The sequence below is a fragment of the Campylobacter sp. CCUG 57310 genome (assembly GCF_013201975.1).
In the GTDB taxonomy this organism is placed as follows: Bacteria; Campylobacterota; Campylobacteria; order Campylobacterales; family Campylobacteraceae; genus Campylobacter_A; species Campylobacter_A canis.
In genome coordinates this window covers 1,210,404-1,222,965 of the sequence record NZ_CP053845.1, presented here as the reverse complement: position 1 = coordinate 1,222,965, position 12,562 = coordinate 1,210,404, and the positions used below count along the sequence as shown (strand labels likewise).

The following is a 12,562-nucleotide window of genomic DNA, read 5'->3' as shown; positions in this document are numbered from 1 at the left end:
TGATATAAAATCAATATAAAGATAGCTATAAATTTGTCTTTTTGTACTCGCACGGCTTGAAGGCAAGAGGTTTAAATTTGTGTATTACTTTTTGAATAAATTTGAATTAAATTTGCTTGCCAAATCAAAAAAGAGCTTGAATATATAAGTTTATACTTGCAAATTTTTAAAATCTTAAAAGATAACTTATCTTTTACATATACTTAATTTATAATTAATAAGGTTTTAAAAAATAATGATATATACTATCAATTTTATTTTTATCTAAGGGAAATTAATGAGAATTAGCATTTTTGCTTCAAGCGTCATCATGGCTACTTTGGCTTTAGCCAATGCCGGCGAATCTTATTCGGTTGTGCTTCCAAGTGTAGAAGTTGAAGGAATTTCAGAGCAAGATAGTCTAAAAGGCTACATTACTTATGATAGCGCGGAGCTAAATAGAAATGGTTTAAGCAATAAACAGACCCCGCAAACTATCGAGACAATCGACATACAAAAAAACCGCAACTACGGCACTAACGATCTTTCAAGCATACTGGAAGGAAACGCGGGCGTTGACGCTGGATATGATATGCGCGGAGAGAGCATAAGGATAAGAGGCTTTAGTGTAGACGGCGGAGATATCTATAGAGACGGAGTAAGGGATTCCGGTCAAATAAGAAGAAGCACCGCAAACGTAGAAAGGGTTGAAATTCTAAAAGGTCCGGCTTCTATACTATACGGAAGAAGCGACGGCGGAGCGGTTGTGAATTTGGTAAGTAAAAAAGCAAATTTCATACCTTTGCAAAAGATATCCGCCAGATACGGCAGCTGGTATAGAATGGGTATGGGAGCTGACGTAAATCACGTTGCAAATAGCAAACTAGCCTTTAGGCTAACAGCAGACGGCGAGCGAGGAAAATCTTGGCGAGATGATATCAAGTATAGAAATTTTATGATAAGTCCTAGCGTTATAGTAACAAACGAAGAGGGCGATATTAGCTTTGAGGCTCAATACACATTTGACAATGCGTGGAGAGTTCCTGATAGAACGCCTACTAAGGATATATACGATAAGCTTGGGCTTGATTATAAAAAGGGCTTTGCGCATAGCGGCGATTTCGTCGAGGATAGACTTCATTTCTTTCGCACGGAATTAAATGCCGAGCTGGCAAAGGATATGAACCTAAAATGGATCTTTGGTTATAGGCAAGCCAGTCAAAATTTCGACCACTTTTACGGCGGAACGATAGTAGGCGGCAACAAGATCAGGCAAAACTATGCAAAGCAACAGACCGATAACAACACCATCTCAAACTCGCTTACGCTAACAAAGGAGCTTGAATTTGAAAGAATTAAGCACAATATAGCTTTTGGATACGATCATGTCCTTGAAAAAAGAGCGCCAAAGCTTTGGTTCAACAGAAGTCATACCGCAGTAGTAGATCCTTATGCACCTTCTAGCAGCTGGGCGTCGCCGAGACTAGAAAAGCTTACTACCGACAATAGACACAAGGCTATAAATCACGGGGTGTTTTTTGAAGACCTCATCAGTCTTGATGATAAATACAGACTTTTGATCGGCGGAAGATTTGACTTTTATAAATTTAAGACAAGAGATATAAACGGCAAAACAAATAGCTATGACGGAAATTCGTTTAGCCCAAGAGTGGGTCTTTTGTGGGATTTTACCGATAATCATACCGCTTACGTTTCTTATTCGCAGAGCTTTGCTCCTTATGGCGGACGAGGAAATATAAATATAAGCACAAACGATATATCAACACTTGACACAAAGCCTCAAAACAACGTCCAATACGAAATCGGACTAAAGAGCAACTGGGCGGATAATAGATTTAGCTCAAATTTGGCGGTATTTCAAATAGAGCATAAAAACATACGTTATCAACCTGATGCCACCAACGACCCATACACTTGGGCTTTGCGCGGTAAAGAGCGAAGCAGGGGCGTAGAACTAAACGTGCTGGGGCAAATTTATGGGAATTTATACCTAAGAAGCTCCCTTGGCTATACGGATGCTAAAACAACTGAAGACAATTCAAACAAACTATACGAAGGGCTAAATTTAAACAACACCACTAAGCTGCAAGGTAACGTCTTTCTTCGCTACGTAGAAGATAAGAAATGGTATGTGGAAAGTGGCGTTACGGGATATTCTAAGCGCTACAACTACACGGTTTCAAGTAGTAAAGTAGAACAAAACCACCTGCCGGGCTTTGCAAGAGTGGATCTAAGTGCGGGCTACAACTTTAATGAAAATGCTCAAATAACCCTAGCCATAAACAATCTTTTGGATAAAAAATATTGGCGTTCAAACGCAAGGCTGGGTGATAAGAGATCGTTTATGATGAATTTTCACTATAATTTTTAATCTTGCGAGGCGAGAGTTTAGGCTCTTGCCTGACTAACTCTACTTGCTATACCGTGTAGCTATGAAGCCAAAGCGCTTGTGCGCAAATTTTATTATTTGAATTTGCTTTACTAAGCAAAACCGGCTTAAAATCATCGCTTTGTTTTTAAGCGACTTGCTTGCAGCCTATCCGCGCTAAGCCTTAAGCGGGATTAAATTTATCTCCTCTACCTTAATCCAAGCAAATAGTAAGATAAAATTTAGCCCAAGCATTGTGACATAGGCGGAGATATTCATATAAGTTTGCGCTTTTAGTTGCATTAATATAGCTTCGTTTGGATTTGGCATATATGTAAAAAATATGAATACTGAGATGCCTATGCTCGCGATAATTGTAAGTATTAATGCTGTGATGGAGCTTGTGGCATATATCTTAAAAATTTTATTTTCGGTTATTTGGGCAAGATTGTAGTGAATTTTTAACCACATTGTAAGCCCAAATACAGTAGCTATAATAACCAATGCGAAAATTGCATAAAGAGTTGTTTTGCTAGCCTGCGTAAAATATAGGGTTGTATAAAGCGCGATAATAAATATACACGAAGCGATAAATTTTTGATAGTTTCTTAGCGCGTTACTACCGCTTAAATTTGATATCGTTTTTAGGGCTTTGTAGTAAAAATATATTGATATTATCACTGCGATAAGGCTAAAAATTTGCTTATAACCGACTGTTTTTTGGGTTGTTAATTGCGGTAGATTATTTGCAAAAAATAAAAACATAGCGTTTAATAAAGATGAAAAGCTCATTACCAAAGCGGCGATTATACCATTTTTTCTAGCACCTGCTAACATGTAAGATATCTCTTGCTCGTCTTTTTGCGTGGTTTTAAATTCTTGCATTTTTATCCTTTGTAAATTTAGCTTTGATTTTATATAAAAACGTATTTAAATAAGATAAATTTCTTTGCATATTTTTTAAAGTTCTTCCAAGGTATAAGTGTGCTATCAAATTCTCTTTGCTTGCTTGCCAAGCGATGCTTTGGATATTGTTTTAATTACTTTTTAAAATTTAAGCAGATAAATTTTGCAACTCTTTTACGCTAAGAGATTGCGGGCATAAATTTGGCTTTTGCTCTTAGCATTTTTGGTATTTTTGGATTGAAATGCGTAGGTTTATAAAATTAATTTTGGAGCGATTTATGAATTCGTGCGGGGCAAGCGAGTGAGGGCTATCTAAATTTGTTAGCCCTCAATGTAGTTTTTAAGTTTGCGTCCTACTTTTGGATGTTTTAGTTTTTTGATAGCCGAACTTTCTATCTGTCGGACACGCTCGCGAGTCACATTTAGCTCTTTGCCGATCTCTTCAAGAGTACGATCGCTTTCATCTTCAAGCAAACCAAATCTCATTCTGATAACCGCTTTTTCACGCTCGTTAAGCTGATCAAGAACCTCATCTATCTGCTCTTTAAGGTCGTTTTTAAGTATATGATCCATAGGGCTTAGCGAGCTTCTATCTTCGACAAAATCGCCAAATTTACCGTCTTCTTCGTTACCGATTGGTGCTTCAAGGCTGATCGGCTCTTTTGTGATCTTGATAACCTGCTTAACCTTATCTACGCTTAGCCCAACCTCTTTGGCGATCACACTTACGTCAGGCTCTTTGCCTTCTTCTTGAAGATATTTACGGTTTATCTTGTTTATCCTGTTTATAGTCTCGATCATATGGATAGGTATGCGTATAGTGCGCGCCTGATCGGCTATTGCGCGGCTTATAGCTTGGCGTATCCACCATGTGGCGTAGGTTGAAAATTTATAGCCTTTTTTATACTCAAATTTATCAACCGCTTTCATAAGACCGATGTTTCCCTCTTGGATGAGGTCCAAGAACGGCAAGCCACGATTTGTATAGCGCTTGGCGATACTTACCACAAGACGCAGGTTTGACTTAGCCATTCTTGTTTTTGCCTCGTCTGAAATTTTCTTACCTCGTTTGATCTGCTCTAAAATTTCTTTTAGCTGCACAGGATCAAGGTTAAATCCCTGCTTGCTAGCCTCTTTTGTTTGAAATAGCTTTTTAATCTCGACATAAGTTGAAACCATCGTAGCCTCGGGCACACGAGCTATGATATCCTCTTTGCTAAGCTTGATGATGTCTTTTAGGATACTTTTGTGATTTTTCTTAAGTTCGTCGCTAAACATAGGAAGTTTATACTCAAGTCTTTTAAGCTCTCTATCAAACTCATCGTCGCTCTTTAAGGCTGTTTCCATTGATTTTACGATTTCGCTTATAAGCTTGCTTGTAGGTCCTAGATCCATTAGCTTGTCTTTTAGAATTTTCTTTTTAAAGACTAATGTTAGCTTTGCTAAAAGCTCATCTTCTTGCTCAACGTCGCTTTGTTTATTGGCCATTTTCATCCAGTCTTTTTTAGCCTTTTCAAGCGCTTTGAAGCTCTCTATAACTTTTTCGGCTCTTTTATCCTCTTTTTTAGAAGGTTTCTTTGAGGTTTCCTCTTCAAATTCCGCCTCTTCGTCAAATTCCTCCTCCTCTTCGTTTTCGCCGTTATCCTCATCATCAAAGCTCTTAAATAGCTCTTTGACTCTTCTTTCGCGGTTAATAAGAGGCTCTTTATAATCAAGTATGAAATCAATCAGATACGGCACGGAGCAAAAGGCATCGATGATGATATCCTCGCCAAGCTCGATCTTCTTGCTTATTTCCACCTCCTCGTCTTTTGTAAGTAGCGAAATTTGCCCCATTTCGCGTAGATACATACGCACGGGACTGTCTGAGCGTGACCACTCAAGCAGATCGTTTTCGCTGGCAAGGTCAAATTCGTCTTCCAAGATCTCATCTTGAAGCTTTTCGCGCTCCTCTTTTCGCTTTTTAGCGTCCTCGATGTTTTTCATCTTGGCTATTTCAGCTGCGGTTATCAGTTTGATTTTGTGTGTTTTAGCTAGGGCTTCTACTTTTTTTGCGATCGCACTTGTAGGCGCCTTTTCAAAAAATTTGATAAGTTTTTCGTATGTTACGTAGCCTTTGGAATTCTCTTTAAATAACTCTTCAACGAGGGATAAAGTCTCTTTTTTTGCGCTGCTCATTAATTTCCTTTGCTATCCGTAGTCTTGTAAGTAAAAGGTATGTATTATACCGAGATTTTCTTAATCTTTGCCAAAATACAGTTTGGAACACAACTTGCTTAATCTTTTTTGAGATATTAAAATTTAGGAAATTTTATAATGCAAAACGGATATTATCAAGCTGCCGGCGCGATGGTTACGCAGTTTAACCGCCTTGATGTCATCTCAAATAACCTTGCAAACATAAACACAATCGGCTTTAAGCGTGACGATGTGGTTGTGGGTGATTTTGAGAGAATTTTTCAAGAGTTTAGAGATGTTTTGCCGCTTGAAAATCACACAAAGCAAGCTGCTAAATTTTTAAATAGAACTATTGATAGAGTGCCTCAAATTTCAGAACAGTATGTTGATTTTAGCAATAGCGGGATGAAATTTACCGGCAATACGCTTGATTTTGCTATAAAGCGCGAGGATATTTTTTTCTTGGTTGAAACCAAAACAGGCGAAGTTAGGCTTACTAAAAACGGCGCTTTTAGCCTTGATGATGAGGGATTTTTGGTTACAAAAGAGGGCTTTAAAGTGCTTCCAAATAACTATTTTGAAGGCGGAGCAGACGGGATACAAATTCCGCAAGACGAGAGGTTAAGTGTGGATAAAAATGGAAATATCTACGCAAACGATGAGCAGATTGCAAGATTTTATCTGGCTCAGCCAAAAGAGATAAGAAATCTTACAAAAGAGGGTGATAATCTATACGTTTTGCCAAATTTAAAAGAGTTAAGAGATCTTGGCGATGATGTTGATGCCGTTGCTCAGGGTTATACTCAAATTTCAAACGTAAATGCCGTAACCGAGATGGTGGGGCTTATCGAGACAAACCGATTGGTTGATATGTATCAAAAAGTGATGAGAAGCCATATGGACGATCTTAACCAAGACGCCATCAGCAAGCTGGCTTCAACTAAGGTTTAAAAACTCGTCTTTTAAGCGCATTTAAATGAAGTTGCAAAATTTGGCTTGATGGACTACTTGTCCTATCTGCACCAAAATTTTACTGCACGACATTTAAATCCATATTAAAATACTTCGCTTTTGCAGTTTAAAACATTGCTGTAAAAATTTGCGAGTATTTGCAGAATTTAATATAAAAAACAGAATTTGGAACATAACTTGCTAATTACAAGTTTAAAAAATTTAAAAGGATAAGCCATGATGAGATCGATTTACTCAGCTGCAACCGGCATGATAGCGCAGCAGACCCAAATAGACGTAACCTCACACAATATCTCAAACGTAAATACGATGGGATATAAGAAAAACAGAGCCGAATTTGCCGATCTTATGTATCAGGTTATGGAGTATGCAGGCACTTCGACCAGCTCTACGACAAAAAGCCCTACAGGCATAGAGGTTGGTCTTGGCGTGCGCCCTACGGCGATAACTAAAATTTTCTCGCAAGGACACTTTAAAGAAACAAGTAACAACCTTGATATGGTTATTGCTGGGCATGGATTTTTTCAAGTGCAACTTCCTGACGGCACCACGGCTTATACCAGAAACGGTGCGTTTAAGCTTGATAGCGAAGGCACGATAGTAAATTCAGACGGATATCCTTTGATCCCGCAGATGAGCATACCTGCCGATGCTACACATATCTCTGTAGGCACGGACGGCACGGTTTCGGTCTTGCAGCCGGGTAATGTCGAGATGACGCAGATCGGTCAGATAGAGCTTGCAAATTTTATAAACCCAAGCGGGCTTCACGCGATGGGCGATAACAACTACCTTCCTACAGGCTCAAGCGGCGATGTGGTCGTAGGAACGGCAGGGCTTGACGGATTTGGTCAGATCAAGCAAGGATTTGTCGAGATGAGTAACGTCCAGCTGGTTGAGGAGATGACCGATCTTATCACCGGCCAGCGTGCGTATGAGGCTAATTCAAAGGCGATAACGACAAGCGATGATATGCTTCAAATCGTAAATAATCTTAAGAGATAAGCCATGATATATCTTATCTTGATAATCGCGCTTATCCTTGGAATTTGGGTGTTTGATGCGATATATTTTGGCGAGAGTTCAAAAGGACTATAAAATTTAATAAAATTTGAGTAATATTCGCCTTAAATTTTAAATCGCAAGGCTAATATTGAGCTTTTATACCATTTTTAAGATCACAATTCCCGTTATGCTCGGTTTTATTCCGCTTGGTATAGCCTTTGGCTTGCTTGCGGAAAATATAGGCGTAGCTCCTCTTATGACCATGGCTTTAAACTTGATAGTATATGCCGGAGCAGGGCAATTTGCCTTGCTTTCGATGCTTAGTGCGGGTACGGGTTTGGTTGAAATTTTTATCGCAAGTTATGTTATAAATTTGCGCCATACTTTTTATTCGCTCGCCCTTTTAAAGGACTTTAAGGGGCTTAAGTTTAAATACTACAACATCTTTGCCTTAACCGATGAAAGTTTTGCGATATTTAAGACGCTTAAGACAAATTCGCAAGAAGAAAAGGACAAAGCATACACGCTTATAAATTTGCTTACTCAAACTTACTGGGCGGTGGGCACTCTGCTTGGAATTTTAGTCGGCAAGGGCATTAGGATTGATTATAGCGGGATTGAATTTTGTCTAACGGCGCTTTTTATAGTTCTTGCTATCGAGATGTTTAAGGATGATAAAAACTACAAGCTTCTTTTCTTTTCGCTTGGACTGGGCGTGTTTGCAACCGCATTTTTCCCGCCGTCATATATGCTTTTACTATCGCTTTTCATCGGATTTACGGTTATTGTCATAGGAGATAGAATCAAATGAGCGATATCTTAACTTCAGGCATAAATTTAAACTCAAGCCCGCTTGTTATGTCTTTAGTTGTGCTAACCGCTACGGTTGCGACGTTTTTAACCAGAGTTACGCCGTTTTGGATATTTAAAAAAGACAAGCCAAACAAGTGGCTTTTAAGCGTTGAGCGACATATGGGGCTTTTTATAATGGTTATTTTGGTCTTTTACGCCCTTAAGGATACCAATTTTAAAGAATTTCCTTTTGGTGGACGCGAGATCGTTTCTGCTGTTTGCGCTATATTAATTCATCTTAAATTTAAAAATGCGCTTTTAAGCATAGTTTTTTCAACGGCTATTTATATGTTTCTTTTGAGAATTTAGTAGAAAAATTAAAAAATAATAAAAAAATAATATTAATTGACTTTATATAGTTTAAAGTGTATAATTCAAGCTGAAATTTCAAAATACAAGATCTTGACAGTTTGAAACTTAAACTTCAAAGGAGATTTAATATGCGTTTTTCGTTAAAGGTGTTTATCGTGATGATTTTTAGTGCTACGATGGCTTTAGCAAAGCCTACGATTTATATTTTAGCAACAGGCGGAACGATCGCGGGAAGCGGATCGGGAGCTCTTGATACAAGCTATACTTCAGGAACCGTAACGGTTGATAAACTAATAGCCGCCGTGCCTGATATCAACAAGATCGCAACGATCAAAGGAGAGCAAATTTCAAATATCGGCTCTCAAGAGATGAATAACGAGGTTTGGCTAAAGCTTGCAAATAGAGTAAATGAGCTGCTATCAAGCGGTAAAGCAGACGGAGTGGTTATCACTCACGGAACAGATACCATGGAAGAGACTGCGTACTTTTTAAATTTAGTCGTTAAGAGCGATAAGCCTATAGTTATGGTTGGCGCTATGAGAAACTCAACATCGCTAAGCGCAGACGGTCCTTTGAATTTGTTTAACGCCGTAAATGTAGCTATGAGCAAAGATAGCGTAGGTAAAGGTGTGGTTGTAGTGATGAATGATGAAATTCACGCCGCTAGAGAGGTTACTAAGATGAATACGACAAGCGTTGATACCTTTAAGTCGCCAAATACGGGTAGAATCGGAACCGTCTTTTACGGAAACGTAAAATACTATATGACTCCTGCTAGAAAGCATACCGTAAATAGCGCTTTTGATATCGCTAAGATAAAAGAACTTCCACGCGTAGATATCATTTATAGCCACTCAAACGACAATCCTGATTTTGTAAATACCGCAGTTAAAATGGGTGCAAAAGGTATAATTAATGCCGGCATGGGCAACGGAAATCCATTCCCAAGTGCTCTTGAGGCTCTAGGTGAAGCGGTAAAAGGCGGCTTAGTCGTGGTTAGAGACTCTCGTGTAGGCACAGGCGAGACTACTATGAACGGCGAAGTTGACGACACTAAATACGGATTCGTAACAAGCGATAATCTAAACGTTCAAAAGGCTCGTGTGCTACTTATGCTAGGTCTTGCGACAACTAACGATAAAGCAAAAATTCAAGAATTTTTCCTTACTCATTAAGTTTTAATAGGCGGCAAATTCAGTGTCGCCTATTAAATTTTTATCTTAAATTTATCCTTTTTCTTTTAAAAATCAAAATTAATTTTTTAAATTAAGGCATTTTGCTTGAACTATCTTCTTTTTATCGCCATATTTTTTCCTATAAGCTTAATGCCGGGCATAAATATGACTTTTATCTTGGGGCTTAGCATGAGCATAGGCTATAAGCGCTCTTTTGCTATGCTACTTGGACAGCTCTTTTCGGTAGGATTTATAGCCTCTATTTGTATATTTGGTGCAGGAGCTTTGCTTCTTAAATTTGAAGCGGCATTTAGAATTTTAAAATTTTGCAGTGCGCTTTATATCATCTATCTTGGCGTTATGCTCTTTTTTAGTCGCGGCAAACTAAGTGTTAAAAGCGTAAAAAACGATAAAAACCATAAAAAGCTATTTATTAAAGGGCTTGTAGTAAGCATATCAAACCCGAAGGCTTGGATATTTTTAGCTGCTATTTTACCGCCCTTTTTAAACCAGAACGATCCTTTTGGTATAGAGGCTTATTTGCTTTTGTTTCTGCTGGTTCTCATCGAGTTTATTTGCCTAAACATCTACGCTCTTGGCGGAAGCATGCTTAAAAAATTACTTATAAACCATCTGCGCGCACTTGAGATAGCAACCGCTTCTTTGATGTGTATAGTAGGTGTTTGGATGCTTAGCATCTAGGGCTGTTCGATCACGCAAATTTCATTTTTAATAATCGCTCTTATCGTAAAATAGCCTACTAGGCATATGAAAAAGACAAGCAAGATAAATAAAATCACGCTTAAAATCGCAAAAAACAGCTCGCCGCTTAGCTCGTATGCTCTTAAAAACGCCATACTGGAAGCTGCGGTAGGGAAGGTAAATGCCCACTATGACAGGAAAAATTTTAGCTTTGTGAAATTGCGAAACATAAAAAGTATAAGAAGCACGAAAAATAGCGTTAAATTTAATAAAATTTGAGCTATCGTATCGAAATTGCCCGTAAGTTTCAAGTAGCCTAAAAATCCTACCGCAGGCGGAGCTATGAGTATAAAAAGAGTAGGGATAAATTTCTGTGCGAGCTGATCGTGAAAGATAATGCGATAAAAAACGATAGTAAATAAAACCACCCAAAAAAACATTCCCACGCTAAAGTAATACCACAAAAACAAGCCATTTTCTTTGCTTGCGATAACTACTACGAGGTTGCCGACTATCGGGATGAACCAAGCGGGATTTGAGTGAGATATTAGCATGTTTTTATTTATCCAGAACGAAACCACGTAAAGCGTTAAAAAGCTTTGAATCGCGAGTGCAAAATAAAATAAAATTTGATGCAAAAGATCAAATTCACGCCACATCGCAGATAGCAAAAATAGCGAAATACTAAATGCCGCAAAGAAATTTATCTTGATGGGATGGGCAAATTCCTCTCTAACCTGCTCGTTAAATTTTATAAATTTAATCAGATAAATAGTGGTGATAAGGATAAAAACCAAACTTGTTAGAGATCTTAAAATTTCAAATACGAAATTTGATAGGCTAAAGACCAAATTTAGCTTCTCATAAGCAAGACTTAGCCCTCCAAGCCCCCATAATAACGGCAAAAAAACATAATAGGAAAGTTCTTTATCTTGCTCGTTGCGCCATTTTTATTTTGAAATTCGCTCATAAAAATCCTTTTAATTTATCTTTATGCAATATTACCTATAATGGCTCTATTTCTCAGTGACGTTGTCACAAAGGATTGTTATGCTAAGCAAAGAAGATAAGAAAATTTTAGATAAAGAGTTTATAGATAGGTTTGAAATTTCTCCGGCAGATGCTAAGAAAATTTATGAAAGCGCAGTTGCAAAGAGACTTAAAAAGGGAGCTTTGATATATAGCAAAGATGAAAACTGCGGTTACATCATAGTAAAAAGCGGTGTTTTAAGGGCGTTTATAACCTCTCAAAATCTCAAGGAGATAACGATATTTAAGCTTGAAAGCGGCGATAATTGCGTTATTTGTTCATCTTGCACCATGAGTTCTTTTGATACCGAGATAACGCTTAGCATACAAGAAGACGTCGAGGCGATACTTATACCGATTCAAATTTTTAAAGATATTAAAAATAGCTACGCAAGCGTGCTAAATCATGCTCTTAGTCTGATTTCTGCTAGGTTTGCCGCTGCCATAAGCGTTATGGAGCAAGCGCTCTTTGCGCCTCTTGTAAGTAGGGTTAAAAATTTTTTAATGGAAAATTCTAAAAACGGCGAAATAACCATCACTCACGAAGAGCTTGCAAATCACCTTGGAAGCGCGCGTGAAGCCGTTTCAAGGATATTAAAAGAGATGGAAAAAAGCGGAGCGATATCTCAAAAAAGAGGCAAAATTTATCTGCTTGATAGCACTCTTTAAATTTGTTTTTAAAGGCAAATTTATCTTTATACGCTTTATGTTTTTTTATGGATTAAAATTAAGTGATAATGTTACAGATAAAAAATTTGTTTTTAGCTATCATTCTAATAAACTAAAACAAAGGACATAAAATGCTAAGCACGAAAAGCAGAGCTATAAGAGTGATTTTTGGAATTTTGTTGATGGCTTTGATATGGTATTTTTTTAAAAGCTATTGGGCTTTGATAGGGCTTGTGCCTATCATTGTAGGGCTTACGGGATTTTGCCCGGCATGCTATTTTATGGGCAAGTGCTCCATAAAAAGATAAATTTGCTTATCCTTTCTTATTAAAGGCTTTAAAGGCGATTTTTAGATTGCTTTTAAAGCTCTTTTATTCGGTATTCTTAATTATAT

13 protein-coding genes are annotated in these 12,562 nt (G+C 37.9%); 9 read left to right on the top strand and 4 right to left on the bottom strand.

Translation table 11 applies throughout. From position 1 onward, the window contains the following. The first annotated feature begins 277 nt into the window (after positions 1 to 277). The gene (locus tag CORI_RS06070; protein ID WP_173031227.1) at positions 278 to 2,371 is read left to right on the top strand and encodes a TonB-dependent siderophore receptor; all 2,094 of its coding nucleotides are present in this window, start codon (positions 278 to 280) and stop codon (positions 2,369 to 2,371) included. Between the two features lie 174 nt (positions 2,372 to 2,545). Here CORI_RS06070 and CORI_RS06065 read toward each other — a convergent pair whose 3' ends face one another. Together CORI_RS06065 and rpoD are read right to left on the bottom strand one after the other, a co-directional pair. Next, positions 2,546 to 3,253, bottom strand: a complete 708-nt coding sequence (locus CORI_RS06065; protein ID WP_173031226.1) for a hypothetical protein — start codon at positions 3,251 to 3,253, stop codon at positions 2,546 to 2,548. Between the two features lie 342 nt (positions 3,254 to 3,595). Next, on the bottom strand, positions 3,596 to 5,452 hold the full coding sequence (rpoD, locus tag CORI_RS06060) for an RNA polymerase sigma factor RpoD (protein WP_173031225.1): 1,857 nt from the start codon (positions 5,450 to 5,452) through the stop codon (positions 3,596 to 3,598). A gap of 138 nt (positions 5,453 to 5,590) precedes the next feature. Between rpoD and CORI_RS06055 the strand changes: the two genes are divergently transcribed. From CORI_RS06055 to CORI_RS06030, 6 genes are all read left to right on the top strand, one after another. After that, positions 5,591 to 6,403 carry a flagellar hook-basal body protein gene (locus CORI_RS06055; protein WP_173031224.1) on the top strand — a complete coding sequence of 271 codons (813 nt, stop codon included), beginning with the start codon at positions 5,591 to 5,593 and terminating at the stop codon, positions 6,401 to 6,403. Positions 6,404 to 6,640: 237 nt separating this feature from the next. Continuing rightward, a complete protein-coding gene (flgG, locus tag CORI_RS06050; protein WP_172197748.1) occupies positions 6,641 to 7,429 on the top strand; it encodes a flagellar basal-body rod protein FlgG in 789 nt (262 codons plus the stop codon). Positions 7,430 to 7,577: 148 nt separating this feature from the next. Continuing rightward, a complete protein-coding gene (locus CORI_RS06045) occupies positions 7,578 to 8,240 on the top strand; it encodes an AzlC family ABC transporter permease (protein WP_173031223.1) in 663 nt (220 codons plus the stop codon). Next, positions 8,237 to 8,590: a branched-chain amino acid transporter permease gene (locus CORI_RS06040; protein ID WP_173031222.1), complete on the top strand. Its 354-nt coding sequence runs from the start codon at positions 8,237 to 8,239 to the stop codon at positions 8,588 to 8,590. Before CORI_RS06045 ends, CORI_RS06040 begins: the two co-directional genes overlap by 4 nt. Before the next feature lie 131 nt (positions 8,591 to 8,721). Then, positions 8,722 to 9,768 carry a type II asparaginase gene (locus CORI_RS06035; protein ID WP_172197757.1) on the top strand — a complete coding sequence of 349 codons (1,047 nt, stop codon included), beginning with the start codon at positions 8,722 to 8,724 and terminating at the stop codon, positions 9,766 to 9,768. A 105-nt stretch (positions 9,769 to 9,873) separates the two neighbouring features. Continuing rightward, positions 9,874 to 10,470: a LysE family translocator gene (locus CORI_RS06030; protein ID WP_173031221.1), complete on the top strand. Its 597-nt coding sequence runs from the start codon at positions 9,874 to 9,876 to the stop codon at positions 10,468 to 10,470. Here the strand turns inward: CORI_RS06030 and CORI_RS10720 are convergent. Then, positions 10,467 to 10,625, bottom strand: a complete 159-nt coding sequence (locus CORI_RS10720; RefSeq protein ID WP_254064894.1) for a hypothetical protein — start codon at positions 10,623 to 10,625, stop codon at positions 10,467 to 10,469. The two genes, CORI_RS06030 and CORI_RS10720, sit on opposite strands and share 4 nt — an antisense overlap. Before the next feature lie 33 nt (positions 10,626 to 10,658). Further along, positions 10,659 to 11,375, bottom strand: a complete 717-nt coding sequence (locus CORI_RS06025; RefSeq protein ID WP_254064893.1) for an SLAC1 anion channel family protein — start codon at positions 11,373 to 11,375, stop codon at positions 10,659 to 10,661. A gap of 145 nt (positions 11,376 to 11,520) precedes the next feature. Here CORI_RS06025 and CORI_RS06020 point away from each other — a divergent pair, with 145 nt between their 5' ends. Then, complete coding sequence (locus CORI_RS06020; protein WP_173031220.1) at positions 11,521 to 12,168, top strand: Crp/Fnr family transcriptional regulator; 648 nt, start codon at positions 11,521 to 11,523, stop codon at positions 12,166 to 12,168. Positions 12,169 to 12,299: 131 nt separating this feature from the next. Then, on the top strand, positions 12,300 to 12,476 hold the full coding sequence (locus CORI_RS06015) for a DUF2892 domain-containing protein (protein WP_169943071.1): 177 nt from the start codon (positions 12,300 to 12,302) through the stop codon (positions 12,474 to 12,476). Positions 12,477 to 12,562: the final 86 nt, after the last annotated feature.